General features: G+C 60.6%; 17 protein-coding genes. 11 read left to right on the forward strand and 6 right to left on the reverse strand.

The genetic code is table 11. The annotated features are described in order from the left end of the window. Nucleotides 1–72 precede the first annotated feature (72 nt). On the reverse strand, nucleotides 73–1,035 hold the full coding sequence (locus tag AOA59_RS10845) for an alpha/beta hydrolase (RefSeq protein WP_099487263.1): 963 nt from the start codon (nucleotides 1,033–1,035) through the stop codon (nucleotides 73–75). 143 nt (nucleotides 1,036–1,178) lie between these two features. Here AOA59_RS10845 and aroC point away from each other — a divergent pair, with 143 nt between their 5' ends. From aroC to AOA59_RS10865, 4 genes are all read left to right on the forward strand, one after another. After that, a complete protein-coding gene (aroC, locus tag AOA59_RS10850) occupies nucleotides 1,179–2,270 on the forward strand; it encodes a chorismate synthase (protein ID WP_056861123.1) in 1,092 nt (363 codons plus the stop codon). 10 nt (nucleotides 2,271–2,280) lie between these two features. Further along, nucleotides 2,281–3,441 (forward strand): MFS transporter, encoded by a 1,161-nt coding sequence (locus tag AOA59_RS10855; RefSeq protein WP_099487265.1) that lies wholly within the window; start codon nucleotides 2,281–2,283, stop codon nucleotides 3,439–3,441. Next, entirely contained in the window at nucleotides 3,438–3,968 is a 531-nt protein-coding gene (locus AOA59_RS10860) for an acireductone dioxygenase (RefSeq protein WP_099487267.1), read from the forward strand. Before AOA59_RS10855 ends, AOA59_RS10860 begins: the two co-directional genes overlap by 4 nt. A 208-nt stretch (nucleotides 3,969–4,176) precedes the next feature. Continuing rightward, complete coding sequence (locus AOA59_RS10865; RefSeq protein WP_017137824.1) at nucleotides 4,177–4,446, forward strand: response regulator transcription factor; 270 nt, start codon at nucleotides 4,177–4,179, stop codon at nucleotides 4,444–4,446. A gap of 62 nt (nucleotides 4,447–4,508) precedes the next feature. Here AOA59_RS10865 and AOA59_RS10870 read toward each other — a convergent pair whose 3' ends face one another. Beyond that, complete coding sequence (locus AOA59_RS10870) at nucleotides 4,509–4,787, reverse strand: DUF3509 domain-containing protein (RefSeq protein WP_016970113.1); 279 nt, start codon at nucleotides 4,785–4,787, stop codon at nucleotides 4,509–4,511. Nucleotides 4,788–5,180: 393 nt separating this feature from the next. On the opposite strand from AOA59_RS10870, the gene AOA59_RS10875 reads away from it, so the two are divergent. The 5 genes from AOA59_RS10875 to AOA59_RS10895 all read left to right on the forward strand — a co-directional run bounded on the left by AOA59_RS10875 (nucleotide 5,181) and on the right by AOA59_RS10895 (nucleotide 10,949). Further along, a complete protein-coding gene (locus AOA59_RS10875; protein ID WP_099487269.1) occupies nucleotides 5,181–7,007 on the forward strand; it encodes a long-chain-acyl-CoA synthetase in 1,827 nt (608 codons plus the stop codon). Nucleotides 7,008–7,107: 100 nt separating this feature from the next. Further along, complete coding sequence (locus AOA59_RS10880) at nucleotides 7,108–7,623, forward strand: ankyrin repeat domain-containing protein (RefSeq protein ID WP_099487271.1); 516 nt, start codon at nucleotides 7,108–7,110, stop codon at nucleotides 7,621–7,623. Nucleotides 7,624–7,663: 40 nt separating this feature from the next. Then, entirely contained in the window at nucleotides 7,664–8,194 is a 531-nt protein-coding gene (locus tag AOA59_RS10885; protein WP_099487272.1) for a hypothetical protein, read from the forward strand. Nucleotides 8,195–8,261: 67 nt separating this feature from the next. Then, on the forward strand, nucleotides 8,262–8,453 hold the full coding sequence (locus tag AOA59_RS10890) for a PLDc N-terminal domain-containing protein (RefSeq protein WP_003172956.1): 192 nt from the start codon (nucleotides 8,262–8,264) through the stop codon (nucleotides 8,451–8,453). A 408-nt stretch (nucleotides 8,454–8,861) separates the two neighbouring features. After that, nucleotides 8,862–10,949 carry an LTA synthase family protein gene (locus tag AOA59_RS10895; protein ID WP_056861129.1) on the forward strand — a complete coding sequence of 696 codons (2,088 nt, stop codon included), beginning with the start codon at nucleotides 8,862–8,864 and terminating at the stop codon, nucleotides 10,947–10,949. A gap of 56 nt (nucleotides 10,950–11,005) precedes the next feature. On the opposite strand, the gene AOA59_RS10900 is transcribed toward AOA59_RS10895, so the two are convergent. Further along, complete coding sequence (locus tag AOA59_RS10900; protein ID WP_015885095.1) at nucleotides 11,006–11,158, reverse strand: DUF3309 family protein; 153 nt, start codon at nucleotides 11,156–11,158, stop codon at nucleotides 11,006–11,008. Nucleotides 11,159–11,486: 328 nt separating this feature from the next. Between AOA59_RS10900 and AOA59_RS10905 the strand changes: the two genes are divergently transcribed. Further along, nucleotides 11,487–12,302 (forward strand): SDR family oxidoreductase, encoded by an 816-nt coding sequence (locus AOA59_RS10905; protein ID WP_065911448.1) that lies wholly within the window; start codon nucleotides 11,487–11,489, stop codon nucleotides 12,300–12,302. Nucleotides 12,303–12,562: 260 nt separating this feature from the next. Beyond that, complete coding sequence (gene csrA, locus AOA59_RS10910; RefSeq protein WP_065911447.1) at nucleotides 12,563–12,760, forward strand: carbon storage regulator CsrA; 198 nt, start codon at nucleotides 12,563–12,565, stop codon at nucleotides 12,758–12,760. A 7-nt stretch (nucleotides 12,761–12,767) separates the two neighbouring features. Here csrA and AOA59_RS10915 read toward each other — a convergent pair whose 3' ends face one another. The 3 genes from AOA59_RS10915 to ngg all read right to left on the reverse strand — a co-directional run bounded on the left by AOA59_RS10915 (nucleotide 12,768) and on the right by ngg (nucleotide 16,182). Then, nucleotides 12,768–12,995, reverse strand: coding sequence for a YheU family protein (locus AOA59_RS10915; protein ID WP_056861132.1), 228 nt, complete (start codon nucleotides 12,993–12,995; stop codon nucleotides 12,768–12,770). A gap of 90 nt (nucleotides 12,996–13,085) precedes the next feature. Then, nucleotides 13,086–14,270 (reverse strand): osmoprotectant NAGGN system M42 family peptidase, encoded by a 1,185-nt coding sequence (locus AOA59_RS10920; protein ID WP_056861133.1) that lies wholly within the window; start codon nucleotides 14,268–14,270, stop codon nucleotides 13,086–13,088. Between the two features lie 166 nt (nucleotides 14,271–14,436). Beyond that, on the reverse strand, nucleotides 14,437–16,182 hold the full coding sequence (gene ngg, locus AOA59_RS10925) for an N-acetylglutaminylglutamine synthetase (RefSeq protein WP_065911446.1): 1,746 nt from the start codon (nucleotides 16,180–16,182) through the stop codon (nucleotides 14,437–14,439).

Here is a 16,182-nt window from a genome sequence, read left to right on the forward strand (position 1 = left end):
AGTCGACAGTCTTTTTACTGTCGACTCTGGGCTTATCGGCCGTTTTATTCAGGACTGGAGGCAAATAGTCGCTTAACGGGGTTGAAGTCCGTCGATAAAGCGCACGATACGTTGGCCCAGTTCGGCGGCGAGGGGCAGTTTCGGGTCGTTGTACGACTCCAGCTGTTCCTTCACACCCTTGGGCACGATGCGCATCACGTGGTTCATGCCTTGAATCACGCTCAGCTGTGCGTCCGGCTTGGCCGCTTGCAACTGCTGGGCATCCGCCACGCCCACCTGGATATCGTTGGTGCCCTGGAGGATCAACGCCGGCATCGTCAGTTTGGCGAAAGCGGCCGATGGGTCGGCGCGAAACAGGCTGATCAGGTAAGGCTGCACGCTGGGGCGGAAGATCCCTTCGAGCGGGCGCGGCACGTCGGCGTCCACCCGGCCGGCCTTGAGGTGGTCGAGGATTTCATTACTGCGCAGCAACAGGGCCGGCGGCAGGTGGTCGGCCAGTTGCTGGCGGATCACCTGGTCCACTGGCCGGGCACTGCCGGACAGCGAAATAACCCCGGCCGGGTCGAGTTGCGGCGCGGCCAGGGCGGCCACCAGCGCACCTTCGCTATGGCCCAGCACGATCAACTGGCCCATGCGGCTGTCGGCCTTGAGCAGCTTGCCCCAGGCCACGGCATCGGCCACATAGGCATCCAGGCTGAGGTTGCGTTCGTCGGGTGTGGCGGCCAGGCTCGCGGCCACGCCGCGTTTGTCGTAGCGCACACTGGCGATGTTGTTGCGCGCCAGCACCCAGGCCAGGCGCTTGAGGCTGTCGTTACGCGCGCCATCGGCGCTGTTGCCGTTGCGATCGGTAGGGCCGGAGCCGGCGATGATCAGCACCACGGGCACGGGTTTGTCGGATTTGGGCAGCAGCAGCGAACCAAACAACTCGCCGCTGCCGGTGTCCAGGCTGATCGGCCGTTGCAGCACAATAGGGGAGGCGGCGAAGCCAAGGCTGGAAAACAGGGTAAGGGTCAAAAGCAAAACTCGCAGCATCATCGCGCCATCATCAGGAAGGTGCCGGTTGGACCAACGTCTACCGGTAAGGTTTCGAGGATGAACTAGTCGGTTAGCCTGCGTATACTGGCCGCCTTAAGTTATTACGGTTGAGTTGATTCAACTGATTTCACGGAGCGCCCTGCATGTCCGGCAATACCTTCGGCAAGCTGTTCACTGTCACCACCGCGGGCGAAAGCCATGGCCCGGCGTTGGTCGCCATTGTCGACGGCTGCCCGCCAGGCCTCGAGTTGTCTCTGGAAGACCTGCAGCGTGACCTCGACCGCCGCAAGCCCGGCACCAGCCGCCACACCACCCAGCGCCAGGAACCCGACGAAGTCGAGATCCTTTCCGGCGTGTTTGAAGGCCGCACCACCGGCTGCGCCATCGGCCTGTTGATTCGCAACACTGACCAGAAGTCCAAGGACTACTCGGCGATCAAGGACCTGTTCCGCCCGGCCCACGCCGACTACACCTACCACCACAAATACGGTGAGCGCGACTACCGTGGCGGTGGCCGCAGCTCGGCGCGCGAAACCGCCATGCGCGTGGCCGCCGGTGCCATCGCCAAGAAATACCTGGCCACCCAGGGCATCGTGATCCGCGGCTACATGAGCCAGTTGGGCCCGATTGAAATCCCGTTCAAGACCTGGGACAGCGTCGACGATAACGCCTTTTTCAGCCCAGACCCGGACAAGGTGCCGGAACTGGAAGCCTATATGGACCAGTTGCGCCGTGATCAGGACTCGGTGGGTGCCAGGATCACCGTGGTCGCCGAAGGCGTCAAACCCGGCCTGGGCGAGCCGATCTTCGACCGCCTCGACGCCGAGCTGGCCCACGCGCTGATGAGCATCAATGCGGTCAAGGGCGTGGAAATCGGCGCCGGTTTTGCCTGCGTCGCCCAGCGCGGCACCGAGCATCGCGATGAGATGACCCCGCAAGGTTTCCTCAGCAACAACGCGGGCGGCATCCTCGGCGGTATTTCCTCCGGCCAGCCGATTGTTGCGCACCTGGCGCTCAAGGCCACGTCGAGCATCACCACGCCGGGCCGTTCGATCGATGTGCACGGCAACCCGGTGGACGTAATCACCAAGGGCCGCCACGACCCTTGCGTGGGCATCCGCGCCACACCGATTGCCGAGGCAATGATGGCCATCGTGTTGATGGACCACCTGCTGCGCCACCGTGGGCAAAATGCCGATGTGCAGGTGAGTACGCCGGTGTTGGGCCAGCTGTGACGGGCTGACCGTGACAGCCCTCCCATACTGGCGCCTCTCCAGCTTCTACCTCTTCTACTTCGCCCTGCTCGGGGCGACGGCGCCGTTCCTGGCGCTGTACTTCGACCACCTGGGGTTCTCCAGCGCGCGTATCGGCGAGCTGGTGGCCATCCCCATGCTGATGCGCTGCGTGGCGCCCAACCTGTGGGGCTGGCTCGGCGACTACACTGGCCGGCGCCTGGCCATCGTGCGCTTTGGCGCGGTGTGCACCCTGGCGAGTTTCTCGCTGATCTTCTTCAGCAAAACCTACGCCTGGCTGGCCCTGGTGATGGCGTTGCATGCGTTCTTCTGGCACGCGGTGTTGCCGCAGTTTGAAGTGATCACGCTTGCGCACTTGCAAAAGCAGACCGCACGTTACAGCCAGATCCGCCTGTGGGGCTCCATCGGTTTTATCCTCACCGTGGTGATCATGGGCCGCCTGTTCGACGGGCTGAGCCTGGACATTTACCCGGTGGTGGTCGTGGTGATCATGGCCGGCATTATTGGCGCCAGCCTGTGGGTGCCGAACGCGCAGCCTGCCGTGCAGGGCAACCGCCTGGGCGGTGACGGTTTTCTCAAGCAATTGCGCAGCCCCGGCGTACTGGCGTTTTATGCGTGCGTGGCCTTGATGCAAATGAGCCATGGCCCGTATTACACCTTCCTGACCCTGCACCTTGAACATTTGGGTTACAGCCGTGGCGTGATCGGCATGCTGTGGGCGCTGGGCGTGGTCGCGGAAGTGCTGATGTTCCTGGCCATGAGCCGCATCCTCACGCGTTTTTCGGTGCGACGGGTGCTGCTGGCCAGTTTTGTGTTGGCGGCTATCCGCTGGTTGCTGCTGGGGTCATTCGCGGAAATCTTCTGGGTATTGCTGCTGGCGCAAGTGCTGCACGCCGCCACGTTCGCCAGCTTTCATGCGGCCGCCATCGCCTTTGTGCAACGCAGCTTCGGCGCCAGACAACAAGGCCAGGGCCAGGCGCTGTATGCCGCGCTGGCCGGCACCGGGGGCGCGTTGGGTGCTCTTTACGCCGGCTACAGCTGGAACCTGTTGGGCCCGACTCTGACCTTCAGCATCGCCAGCGTCGCCGCCCTGGCCGCCGCCATTATCATTGGCCTTCGATTGCAAGAACCGACTACAGGAACCGAGCAATGAGTTATGTCGCTGTTTACGCTGCTGCCACACCGGATACCCCGAACAAGGTCCTGACCCATTTCGACGATATCGTCTCGACGCTGGCCGACCACGGTGTGCGCTTTGCGCGCTGGCAGCCGGCGCCGATAGAGAAGGGCGCCAGCGACGCAGACATCATCGCCGCGTACCAACCGCAGATCGATGCCCTTGGCTACGCCGCTGTGCAAGTGCTCAGGGCGGCGGGTGACCCTCTAGAGAATGCTGCACTGCGCGCACAGTTCCTCGATGAGCGCCGCTACAGCGAAGACGAAGTGCGTTTCTTCGTCGCAGGCCAGGGCCTGTTTAACGTGCACGTGGGCGACTATGTGTATGCCGTGCGCTGTGAGAAAAATGACCTGCTGGTGATTCCGGCCGGCATGCCGCATTGGTTCGACATGGGCGAGAACCCGCACTTTGTCACCTTGCGTTTGTTCAACACAGCTAAAGGCTGTGAGCCTCAACTTACCGGCGATGCTATTGCCGATGGTTTCCCGGGCTTGGACGACTAAGCACAGATATCTAAATGTTCAACCCAGGCAAGTTGGAATTTGTTGTGGGAATAAGCCTGATTATCTGTAGGGCGTAGCTGTTTCTGCTGCGCCCTGTGCTTTCAATCCATTCGTTATGTAACTCTCTGCGGACTCGATGTTTATATCACCTGTCAATAGCAGGAATCCGAAAGGTGATAGGGCATCCACTACATAAGGAGAGAGCACAATGAGTGGCCCAGAACAGTCGTGTCGCACGCCGGTGGACGCGCCGATGACCGTTAGAAGACGTCTGAGCCTGGGCGGCAAGCCCCTCACCCCGACCGAGCTGGAAATTTTGCGCTGGGCCTCGGAAGGCAAGACCGTCTGGGAGATCAGTCAGATTCGGGCAACCTCTGAAGCCACGGTGAAATTCCATCTGCGCAATATCTACGGCAAGCTGGAAGTCACCAACCGCGTACAGGCGATGAATGAGGCCAGCCGACAAGGCTTGTGCTGAAGCCACACAAAAAAGGGCCGCGACGCCTGTCAGCGTCGCGGCCCTTTTTGGTTATCTTCTGCTTATGCCGAATGGTAGGTCGGCAGGGCAAAGCGGTTCTGGCTTTGCAGCATCGAAATCTGTGGCAGTTCACTGGCTTGTTCGGCCAGGTCGCGGCGGATCGCGCTGATCACCCAGGTCAGTTGGTCAGCGGTGTGCAGCTGTTGATACGAGATCGAACGCTTGACCTGTTTGCCTTCGCTGTTGCGCAGGGTCAGCAGGATACCGCCGTCGGGACGTGGCTGAGTGGTGACGTCGTATTGGGAGAATACTGAAGCGAATTTATCTTGGATCAGGCTCATGTCTATCAGCTCCGTTGGCTCAAGTTGGCAAGCATGGAGAGATAGGTGCAGTGATTGTGCCAGTATTGGATATCTGAAAAAGTCGTTATAAATCAATCAGTTAAAAACTTAACAGATTTTCGGTTTCGTGCAATTTGCATGAATGGCCATCGTGCATCCTGCATTTTGCGTTATTCGCGCCAGCTGTTTCAGGTCAGCCTCCAGGATAAAGACCGCCTCGGCCGGGCAAAATTCCTTTTCGGTGGAGGCCGGCTCGGGATACAAAACTTTTCAAATCCCGCATGTACAGTCGAAGAATGGCAGGCGTATTTTCCTGCAAGGCATTCGGCATCTGCCTACATGGCTGCCGCTGTCCCTGGATCATACGAAGAATAAGAAAAAGGACGTTGCGCCATGAGCCATCAACAAGACGACATGATCACGTGGGGCAAGCTCTTGCGTAAGGTGCCTGCGATTGTTCGCGCCCTGCCACGCGTGGTGCGCGGCATGCGCGCCGCGAATGTCACCGACCCCGCGCAGCCCTGCGGCCTCGGTTGGCACTTTGAACAGGCTGTGTTGCGTAACCCCGACGGCGCGGCGTTGTTGTACGGCGACAGCGTGCTCAGCTACCGCGAAGCCAACCAGCGCGCCAATCGTATCGCGCATTACCTGCACGAGCAGGGCATCGGCAAGGGTGATGTGGTCGCGCTGTTTATTGAAAATCGCCCGGAGTTGCTGCTCAGCGTGTTGGCCGTGGCCAAGCTGGGCGGCATCTGCGCCATGCTCAACACCGCGCAAACCCAGGCGGCGCTGGTGCACAGCCTGAACCTGGTGAACCCGGTGGCGATCGTGGCAGGCGCGGAATTGCTCGACGCCTATGCGGCGGTGCGCGATCAAGTGTCGATCGCGGCCGAACGCAGCTGGTGTGTGGCGGATCAATCCTCAACCGTGATGCCGCAAGGCTACACCGACCTGCTGGCCGCCAGCGCCGACAGCCCGCTGGACAACCCGGCCAGCAGCGGGCACATCTTCTTCAACGACCCGTGCTTCTATATCTACACCTCCGGCACCACCGGCTTGCCCAAGGCCGGCATCATGAAACATGGGCGCTGGACCAAGACGGCGGTGAGTTTCGGCAGCATCGCCCTGGACATGGGGCCGCAAGACGTCCTGTATTGCACCTTGCCGCTGTACCACGCCACCGGCCTGTGTGTGTGCTGGGGTTCGGCGATTATCGGCGCGTCGGGCTTTGCCATCCGGCGTAAATTCAGCGCCAGCCAGTTCTGGGACGATGCGCGCAGATTCAACGCAACCACCCTGGGGTATGTCGGTGAACTGTGCCGCTACCTGCTGGATCAGCCGGCCAGTGCGCAGGATCGCGACAATAAAGTCACCAAGATGGTCGGCAATGGCCTGCGCCCCGGTGTCTGGGCGCAGTTCAAGCAGCGTTATGGCGTGGCGCACATCTGCGAGCTGTATGCGGCCAGCGACGGCAACATCGGGTTTACCAATGTGCTGAATTTCGACAACACCATCGGTTTTTGCCTGCAGCATTGGGCGCTGGTGGAGTACGCCCACGAAACCGGCGAGCCGTTGCGGGGCAGCGATGGTTTTCTGCGCAAGGTGCAAACCGGCGGGAAGGGCTTGCTGTTGGCCAGGATCGATGAAAAGTCGCCGTTCGATGGCTACACCGACCCGGAAAAGAACCGCAAGGTGGTGCTCACGGACGTGTTCGAGAAGGGCGACCGCTACTTCAATACCGGCGACTTGTTGCGCAGTATTGGCTTCGGTCATGCGCAATTTGTCGACCGGCTGGGCGATACCTACCGTTGGAAGGGCGAAAACGTCTCCACCACCGAAGTGGAAAACGTGCTGTTGCAGCACCCGCAGATCGCCGAAGTGGTGGCCTATGGCGTCGAGATCGAAAACACCAATGGCCGCGCCGGCATGGTTGCCATCACGCCAAGCGAATCTCTGGCGGCCCTGGACATGCGCGAGCTGCTGCAGTTTGCCCACGGCCAGTTGCCGCACTATGCGGTGCCCTTGTTTTTGCGCATCAAGGTCAAGATGGAAACCACCGGCACCTTCAAATACCAGAAGGTCAAGCTCAAGGAGGAAGCCTTCGACCCGGACAAGGCCGGTAACGACCCGGTGTTCGCGTGGCTGCCGGGCTCCGACAGTTATGTACCGGTCACCGGGCAATTGCTGGCACAGATCCAGGGCGGGCAGTTCCGTTATTGATTCTGGCTATGAATGCTTTTGACAAAAAAGCCATGACAGCGGGGAACTCCCTCGCGACACTGGGCGCCTTATACACATTCCCAGACAAGGAGCGCCCTGCATGTCAGACCAGCCCAAACAAATGACCGACGATGAAGCCGCCGAATTCGCCGAACAGGTTTTCGACGTGGCCCGCAAAGGCGACGCGGCGATGCTGGCTGCGCTGCTGGCCAAAGGCTTGCCGGCCAATTTTCGTAATCACAATGGTGACACCTTGCTGATGCTCGCGGCCTATCACGGCCATGTCGAGGCGGTAAAAGTGTTGCTCGAGTTCAAGGCCGATCCGCTGATTGCCAACGATAAGAACCAACTGCCGATTGCCGGCGCCGCGTTCAAAGGCGACTTGGCGGTGGTTAAGGCGCTGATCGAAGGCGGCGTGCCGGTGGATGCCGCATCTTCGGACGGGCGTACGGCGCTGATGCTGGCCGCAATGTTCAACCGCGTTGAAATGGTCGACTACCTGCTCGCTCAAGGCGCCAACCCCAAGGCCACCGATGCCCAGGGCGCGACCGCGCTGGCGGCGGCGCACACCATGGGCGCGGCGGATACGGCGGCGCAGTTGCAGAAACTGGTGTAGGCTACCCGCCCTCAAAAACCAGCCGCCACAGGACCTTCCCATGCACACCGCCCTCGTCGAACTTATCAGCAAAATCAGCGCCGGCGTCATGGGCGAGGACGAGGTGGTACGCATCGCCACAGAAGCCGCCCAGGCCTACGCGGACCCTGCGGCGTTTCTGGCGGCGAACCCGGATATCAACTACGACGACACCTTCCCGATCCCGTTGGGTGAGTGGGTAGTAGTTGGCAGCCTGCCGGACACGGTGCTGTTCCAGGCCGATACTTATGGCGATCTGTTCGCACAGATCGTCGCCTCGTTCGGCCCCGGCGTGGCGTTCAACCTCAAGCCCAAGCAGTTGGCCAAGACCGAGGACCTCACCGCGCTGAACCGCATCCAGATCCAGATGAGCGCGTTGAGCCCCGAAGAGGGCGGCTATGTGTTGCTCAACTTCAGCCAATTGCTCGATGACGAGATCCAGGCGGTGCTGGTGTATGGCAATGACCTGCCGCGCGTTTTGGAACTGTGCGCCGAAGTCGGGATCAAGGCCGAGCCGTCGCTGGAAGCCTTGAAAGTCGCCGTCCACGTCTGAAATAAAACGGAACCCCTGCCAGGGCTGACTATCCTACAAGTGCATGCCCTCACTTAGGAGCGACACCATGGGTTCCACTTTCAACGGTCTTATCGGCCTGATCATTCTGGCGCTGGATATCTGGGCGATCATCAACGTGTTCAAAAGTGGCGCCAGCACCGGCGCCAAAGTGCTGTGGATCCTGCTGATCCTGTTGCTGCCGGTACTGGGCCTGATCATCTGGGCGATTGCCGGGCCGCGCGGTAACGTGCGGATCTGATCGTTCACTTAATTTGAAGTGAGCATCATCCCTGTGGGAGCGGGCTTGCCCGCGAATGCGGTGTATCAGTATCAGATGTTTTGACTGACACACTGCAATCGCGGGCAAGCCCGCTCCCACATTGGTTTTCAGCCTAATAAGGATTTTGTGTGTCGAAACTATTCGCTGCACACAATTTTCACATCTTTTCCAAGACAATTCGGCGCTTTTCCGGCTCTGCCAAGGCTCTAACTCGGGTGCCATTAAAGGCAGGTCCCGGGCGCACGTTCAGTAATTAATAGCGTTGATGCCGTTGATCGGGCACCATTTGCGCCACCGCGTTAACCGCCTACCCCAGCCGGCCTGGGCGAGGGTCGGACGCCACTGCATTATTTCGAAACTTAAACTTCCAATGGGTCCTAGAACGACATGGCAAACCCGGACGCCCTGAGTCAGCAGCGAGCTTCTAATCGCTTGCTGCAACCGACCGTCAAATCCCATCTGGCATACACGCTGCTTTGCGCGCTGGTCATGATGGTGATGTTCTCCCTGCTGCGCCTGGCGCTGCTGGTCTACAACCGCGAGATGATCCTCGACACGCCGGCCTCGACCTTCCTCGAAGCCTTTGTCAACGGCACGCGCTTCGACATCCGCTTTGTGATGTACGCACTGGTTCCGCTGCTGCTGGCGCTGTTCAGCGTACGGGCCATGGCGGCGCGTGGGTTCTTCCGTTTTTGGCTGACCGTGGTGTCCAGCATTGCCCTGTTCCTGGGCCTGATGGAGATGGACTTCTACCGCGAATTCCACCAACGCCTCAACGGCCTGGTGTTCCAGTATGTGAAGGAAGACCCGAAAACCGTAATGAGCATGCTCTGGTACGGTTTCCCAGTGGTGCGCTATCTGCTGTCCTGGGCCGTGGGCACGCTGATCCTGAGCATCGCCTTCAAGGGCGCCGACCGCGCGACGCGCCCACGTGGCCCATTCAGCGGCGGCACCGTCGGTACTCGCCAGGTGGCGCCGTGGTACAGCCGCATTGCGGTGTTTGTGGTGTGCCTGCTGATCGCTGTGGTCGCCATCCGTGGCACCCTGCGCCAGGGCCCGCCGCTGCGTTGGGGTGATGTCTACACCACCGAATCCAACTTCGCCAACCAGTTGGGCTTGAACGGCACGCTGTCGTTGATCGCGGCGGCCAAGTCGCGCTTCTCCGAAGAGCGTTCGAACATCTGGAAAGCCACCCTGGACCAACCGCTGGCCACCCAGACCGTGCGTGACATGCTGGTGTTGCCGCAAGAGAAACTGGTGGATACCGACACCGCCGCGGTGCGCCGTGACTACACGCCACCGGCCGAGAAAACCCTGCCGATCAAGAACGTCGTGGTGATCCTGATGGAAAGCTTCGCCGGTCACTCGGTCGGCGCACTGGGTCGCCCGGGCAACATCACGCCGTACTTCGACAAGCTGTCCAAGGAAGGTTTGCTGTTCGACCGTTTCTTCTCCAACGGCACCCACACCCACCAGGGCATGTTTGCCACTATGGCGTGCTTCCCGAACCTGCCGGGCTTCGAATACCTGATGCAGACCCCGGAAGGCAGCCACAAGCTGTCGGGCCTGCCGCAGCTGCTCAGCGCGCGCAAGTTTGACGACGTGTATGTCTACAACGGCGATTTCGCCTGGGACAACCAGTCGGGTTTCTTCAGCAACCAGGGCATGACCAACTTTATCGGGCGCAACGACTTCGTTAACCCGGTGTTCTCCGACCCGACCTGGGGCGTGTCCGACCAGGACATGTTCAACCGTGGCCTGGAAGAGTTGAAGGCCCGCGAAGGCGGCAAGCCGTTCTACGCGCTGCTGCAAACCCTGTCCAACCACACGCCGTATGCGTTGCCGACGCCCTTGCCGGTCGAGAAAGTCACCGACCGTGGCAGCCTCAACGAGCATTTGACGGCCATGCGTTACTCCGACTGGGCCCTGGGCCAGTTCTTTGAAAAGGCGCGTAAAGAGCCGTACTTCAAGGAAACCCTGTTCGTGATCGTGGGTGACCACGGTTTTGGTAATGAACAGCAGATCACCGAGATGGACCTGGGCCGCTTCAACGTGCCGATGCTGATGATCGCACCGGGCATGCAGGAGAAGTTCGGCGAGCGTGACCACACCGTGGGCACCCAGATCGACATCGTGCCGACCATCATGGGCCGTCTGGGTGGCGACACCTTGCACCAGTGCTGGGGCCGCGACCTGTTGAACCTGCCGGAAGGCGACAAGGGCTTTGGGGTGATCAAGCCGTCGGGCAGCGACCAGACCGTCGCCCTGGTCACTGCTGACCGCATCCTGGTACTGCCTAAAGAGATGCCGCCGAAACTGTGGGAATACGAGCTGGGCGCTAACCCGACCGGTAAGGTGATTCCCGAATCGCCGGACGAAGCCGCGCTGAAACAGAAACTTGAGTCGTTCCTGCAGACGGCCACCAAGAGCCTGTTGGATAACACCGCCGGTGTGATTGACGGCAAGCCGGACTAATAATCCGGGCATAAAAAAAGAGGCCTTCTAAAAGGCCTCTTTTTTTTGTCCGGATGTTATATCCGGCCGAGCAGCAACAGCACCAGCAGCACCACCAGCACCACACCGAGAATACCCGATGGGCCATAGCCCCAGTTACGTGAGTGCGGGAACACCGGCAGGCCGCCGACCAGCAGCAGGATCAGGATAATGATCAGAATCAGGCTCATGTTTTTTTCCTTGTGGGCCTTCTGAAAAGACCGGTTGTTTAACGACAGGCCCGTGGGTTTATTTACGGACGCCTTAATAACTCCGACTGTGCTGTTGTGCAGAAAATTCCATCGTTTCTTAAAGCATTTCGCAAACAGGCTTATTTCTTTTAATACGTTCGCAATGACGTGCACTTAGTTGAAAAAGATTGAACTTACGCTATAAGGCGGGCTGCTACCTGGCCGGCGGTTTGCCTGAGGCATTCATCAATTGGATGGTGCGTGGGTGCAGGAAAAACCTTCGCTACACTGCCGATCACTTCTTCCGTGAACTACAAGGCTACTACCTATGCAAAATCGCATGATGATCACTGGTGCCGGGTCCGGCCTGGGTCGCGAAATCGCGCTGCGCTGGGCGCGCGAGGGTTGGCAGTTGGCCTTGTCGGACGTCAGCGAGCCCGGCTTGCAGGAAACCCTCAAGCGGGTCCGCGAGGCCGGTGGCGATGGTTTTATCCAGCGCTGCGACGTGCGTGACTACAGCCAGCTCACCGCCTTTGCCCAGGCTTGCGAAGTCAAGCTGGGCGGCATTGATGTGATCGTCAACAACGCGGGTGTGGCCTCGGGTGGGTTCTTTGCCGAGTTGTCCCTGGAAGATTGGGACTGGCAAATTGCGATCAACTTGATGGGCGTGGTCAAGGGCTGCAAGGCGTTCCTGCCGCTGCTGGAAAAGAGCAAGGGCCGAATTATCAACATCGCCTCCATGGCTGCGCTGATGCAGGGGCCGGCGATGAGCAACTACAACGTGGCCAAGGCCGGTGTGGTGGCGTTGTCGGAGAGTTTGCTGGTGGAACTCAAGCAGCAGGAAGTCGGTGTGCATGTGGTGTGCCCGTCGTTTTTCCAGACCAACCTGCTGGATTCATTCCGTGGGCCAACGCCTGCGATGAAGGCGCAGGTCGGCAAGTTGCTGGAGAGCTCACCGATTTCAGCGGCGGATATTGCCGATTATATTTATCAGCGGGTGGCCGAAGGGGAGTTCATGATTTTGCCCCACGAGCAGGGGCGGATGGCGTGGGCGTTGAAGCAAAAGAACCCGCAGTTGCTGTATGACGAAATGACGCTGATGGCCGACAAGATGCGCGCCAAGGCGCAGGCCACCAAGGGCTGAGCGGATGATCGTTCCCACGCGCAGCAAAGGAATGCATCCGGTGACGCTCCGCATCACGCCTTGAAAGCGGGACGCGGAGCGTCCGGGGCGGCATTCCTTTGCTGCGCGTGGGAACGATCAGAAGCGATCAAATATAGGGGCTTGTCTGTCAGCAAAATTACCGGGCTGAGTAGGCCTTGCCTGATTTTGCCGCAAGCCATTGCTGCGCCAAATCCAATCACGCATGGTCAAGGTCCTGTCATTCCAAAAGGACAAACGCCATGCTGGTTTTAAGCCGCGCTGTAGGCGAAATCATCTCCATCGGCGATGACATCGCCCTGCACATCCTAGAACTCAACGGTACTCAAGTGAAATTCGGCATCGCCGCCCCAGCGGATGTGAATGTCCATCGGGCCGAGGTGTATCAGAAGATCCTCGAACGCCAGGCCGCAGACACCCACGCCGTAACCAACCGCTGACACCTGCTCAGTCAAACAGATGCTTGGGCACGTCGTGCTTGAGCATCAACTGGCATTGCTCGCTTTCCGGGTCGAACACAATCAGGGCCTGGCCCTTGGTCAAGGCATGGCGCACGCGCAGTACTCGGGTTTCCAGGGGCGTGTCGTCGCCGTTGTCGGTGCCGTCGCGGGTGACGAAGTCTTCGATGAGGCGGGTCAGGGTGTCGACTTCAAGTGCGTCGTAGGGAATCAGCATACAAGCCTCGCAGGTAAGAACCCGGCGATGCTACTGCGCCGGGGGCCCTTGTTACCAGCAGTTACCATCAGTTACCAGTAGTTGCCGGTGTCAGGACTTCTGACCGACCAGGCTGTCCACCGACGGCACGCGGGTGTCGCTCTCCATTTGTGTTTCGTGCTCGATCTGATGACTGAACCTGTCCAGCGAACCCTGGGCCGGTTGTGCGTCGCTGGCGAATACCGGCGGGCTGAGGATGTACGCGCTCAATAAGCGGCTGAGCGCGGCCAGGCTGTCAATGTGCGTGCGCTCATAGCCATGGGTTGCATCGCAGCCGAACGCCAGCAGCGCGGTGCGAATGTCGTGGCCGGCGGTGACCGCCGAGTGGGCGTCGCTGAAGTAATAGCGAAACAGATCGCGGCGCACCGGCAATTCATTCTCCGAGGCCAGGCGCAGCAGGTGACGGGACAGGTGATAGTCATACGGCCCGCCGGAATCCTGCATGGCCACACTCACCGCGTGTTCGCTGGAATGCTGGCCGGGCGCGACCGGAGCGATGTCGATACCGACAAATTCACTGACATCCCACGGCAGGGCGGCGGCCGCGCCACTGCCGGTTTCTTCGGTGATGGTGAACAGCGGGTGGCAGTCGATCAATAACGGTTCGCCGCTGTCGACAATGGCCTTGAGTGCGGCGAGCAGGGCGGCCACACCGGCTTTATCGTCCAGGTGGCGGGCGCTGATATGCCCGCTCTCGGTGAACTCGGGCAATGGGTCGAACGCTACATAGTCACCGATGCTGATGCCTAACGAGTCGCAATCGGCACGTGTCGCGCAGTAGGCATCCAGGCGCAGTTCCACGTGGTCCCAGCTCACCGGCATTTCATCCACGGCGGTATTGAACGCGTGCCCGGAGGCCATCAACGGCAGCACGCTGCCACGGATCACGCCGTTGTCGGTAAACAGGCTGACGCGGCTGCCTTCGGCAAACCGGCTGGACCAGCAGCCCACCGGCGCGAGCGTCAGGCGGCCGTTGTCCTTGATCGCCCGCACGGCGGCGCCGATGGTGTCCAGGTGCGCGGAGACGGCGCGGTCGGGGCTGTTTTTCTGGCCCTTTAGCGTGGCGCGGATGGTGCCGCGCCGGGTCATTTCAAAGGGAATGCCAAGTTCTTCCAGGCGCTCGGCGACATAGCGCACGATGGTGTCGGTAAACCCGGTGGGGCTGGGAATGGCGAGCATTTCCAGCAGCACTTTTTGCAGGTAGTTGAGATCCGGTTCGGGAATGGTTCGGGTCATGGAAACTCCTGATGAGTTGAGGGCATCGATGGTTTCGATGAGGTGCTGAGAGGTTCATAGGCTGTGCCGGCCTCTTCGCGGGCAAGCCCGGCTCCCACATTTGGAATGCGTTTCAAGTGTGGGAGCGGGCTTGCTCGCGAAAGCGCCGGTCCAGGCAACACATCACTCAAGCCGTCGGCTGACTGTGCGGAAACAACAAATCCACAAACTTCTCCGCTGTCGGTTGCGGTTCATGATTAGCCAACCCGGCGCGTTCGTTGGCTTCGATAAACACGTACTCGGGTTGGTCGGCGGCGGGCACCATCAGGTCCAGGCCGACCATGGGAATGTCCAGTGCACGGGCTGCGCGCACGGCGGCGTCCACCAGTGTCGGGTGCAGAATCGCGGTGACATCTTCCAGGCAGCCGCCGGTATGCAGGTTGGCGGTACGGCGCACGGCCAACGTTTGGCCACGGGGCAAAATGCTGCTGTAGTCATAACCGGCGGCGTGCAGCGTGCGTTGGGTTTCGGCGTCCAGCGGGATTTTGCTTTCGCCGTCGGTGGCCGCCTGGCGGCGACGGCTCTGGGCCTCGATCAAGGCGCCGATGGAATGTTGGCCATCGCCGGTCACCTCGGCAGGCCGCCGAATGGCGGCGGCGACCACTTCAAAGCCGATCACCAGGATGCGCAGGTCGAGGCCTTCGTGGAAGCTTTCGAGCAACACGCGGCTGTCAAATTGACGCGCAGTCTCGATGGCTTTTTGCACCTCCTCGATGGTCTGTAGATCCACCGCCACGCCCTGGCCTTGCTCGCCATCCAGCGGCTTGACCACAATGCGCTGATGCTCATCGAGAAACTCCAGGTTGTCGTCGGCACTGCCGGCCAGTTGTTGCGACGGCAGTTTCAGCCCGGCTGCGCTGAGCGTCTTGTGGGTCAGACTCTTGTCCTGGCACAGGGTCATGCTGATGGCGCTGGTCAGGTCGCTCAACGACTCGCGGCAACGCACACGGCGCCCGCCGTGGCTGAGGGTGAACAGGCCGGCGTCGGCGTCATCCACCTGCACGTCAATGCCACGTCGATGGGCTTCTTCGACGATGATGCGTGCATACGGGTTAAAGCCTGCCTGCGGGCCGGGGCCTAGAAACAGCGGCTGGTTGATGCCGTTCTTGCGCTTGATCGCAAAGGTGGTCAGCGCACGGAAACCGAGCTTGGCGTAGAGGCTCTTGGCCTGACGGTTATCGTGCAGCACCGACAGGTCAAGGTAGCTCAGGCCACGGCTCATAAAGTGCTCCACCAAGTGGCGCACCAGCACCTCGCCCACACCTGGGCGCGTGCATTGCGGGTCGACCGCCAGGCACCACAGGCTGCAACCGTTTTCCGGGTCGTGGAAGGCTTTTTGATGGTTCAGGCCCATCACGCTGCCGATCACCGCGCCGCTGTCTTCATCCTCGGCCAGCCAATACACCGGGCCGCCTTGGTGGCGTGGTGTCAGGCGCTCGGCGTCGACGGGCAGCATGCCGCGGCCTTGATACAGCTGGTTGACCGCCTGCCAATCGGCCTCGCTCTGCACACGGCGAATGCGAAAGCCGCGAAATACCCGCGTAGCGGGGCGGTAATCGCTGAACCACAGGCGCAAGGTGTCGGAGGGGTCGAGGAACAACTGCTGCGGGTCAATCCCGAGGATCTGCTGGGGCGCTGCCACGTACAGCGCAATGTCGCGCTCGCCCGCCTGCTCATTGAGCAGTTCCTGCGCCAGGCTGGCCGGGTCCGGGAAGGTGTGCCCGATCAACAATCGGCCCCAGCCGCAATGCACGGCAATCGGCTCGGCGGCCAGTGGGCTGCCGTCTTCGGCCAGGCGCGCCTGCAGGCGTTCGTAAGTCGGCGCCTGGCCCTTGAGCAAGCGTTGGCTGTAAGCCGCTGCAAGAGGTTTCAT

The organism is Pseudomonas sp. 2822-15, assembly GCF_002742515.1.
Classification (GTDB): Bacteria; Pseudomonadota; Gammaproteobacteria; order Pseudomonadales; family Pseudomonadaceae; genus Aquipseudomonas; species Aquipseudomonas salomonii.

Coding starts and splice junctions, on each gene's coding strand:
- AOA59_RS10895 (WP_056861129.1), top strand. CDS start 8,862: ATGGCAAACCCGGACGCCCTGAGTCAGCAGCGAGCTTCTAATCGCTTG.
- AOA59_RS10860 (WP_099487267.1), top strand. CDS start 3,438: ATGAGTTATGTCGCTGTTTACGCTGCTGCCACACCGGATACCCCGAAC.
- AOA59_RS10915 (WP_056861132.1), bottom strand. CDS start 12,995: ATGCTGATTCCCTACGACGCACTTGAAGTCGACACCCTGACCCGCCTC.
- csrA (WP_065911447.1), top strand. CDS start 12,563: ATGCTGGTTTTAAGCCGCGCTGTAGGCGAAATCATCTCCATCGGCGAT.
- AOA59_RS10920 (WP_056861133.1), bottom strand. CDS start 14,270: ATGACCCGAACCATTCCCGAACCGGATCTCAACTACCTGCAAAAAGTG.
- aroC (WP_056861123.1), top strand. CDS start 1,179: ATGTCCGGCAATACCTTCGGCAAGCTGTTCACTGTCACCACCGCGGGC.
- AOA59_RS10875 (WP_099487269.1), top strand. CDS start 5,181: ATGAGCCATCAACAAGACGACATGATCACGTGGGGCAAGCTCTTGCGT.
- AOA59_RS10885 (WP_099487272.1), top strand. CDS start 7,664: ATGCACACCGCCCTCGTCGAACTTATCAGCAAAATCAGCGCCGGCGTC.
- AOA59_RS10870 (WP_016970113.1), bottom strand. CDS start 4,787: ATGAGCCTGATCCAAGATAAATTCGCTTCAGTATTCTCCCAATACGAC.
- AOA59_RS10890 (WP_003172956.1), top strand. CDS start 8,262: ATGGGTTCCACTTTCAACGGTCTTATCGGCCTGATCATTCTGGCGCTG.
- ngg (WP_065911446.1), bottom strand. CDS start 16,182: ATGAAACCTCTTGCAGCGGCTTACAGCCAACGCTTGCTCAAGGGCCAG.
- AOA59_RS10905 (WP_065911448.1), top strand. CDS start 11,487: ATGCAAAATCGCATGATGATCACTGGTGCCGGGTCCGGCCTGGGTCGC.
- AOA59_RS10845 (WP_099487263.1), bottom strand. CDS start 1,035: ATGATGCTGCGAGTTTTGCTTTTGACCCTTACCCTGTTTTCCAGCCTT.
- AOA59_RS10880 (WP_099487271.1), top strand. CDS start 7,108: ATGTCAGACCAGCCCAAACAAATGACCGACGATGAAGCCGCCGAATTC.
- AOA59_RS10865 (WP_017137824.1), top strand. CDS start 4,177: ATGAGTGGCCCAGAACAGTCGTGTCGCACGCCGGTGGACGCGCCGATG.
- AOA59_RS10900 (WP_015885095.1), bottom strand. CDS start 11,158: ATGAGCCTGATTCTGATCATTATCCTGATCCTGCTGCTGGTCGGCGGC.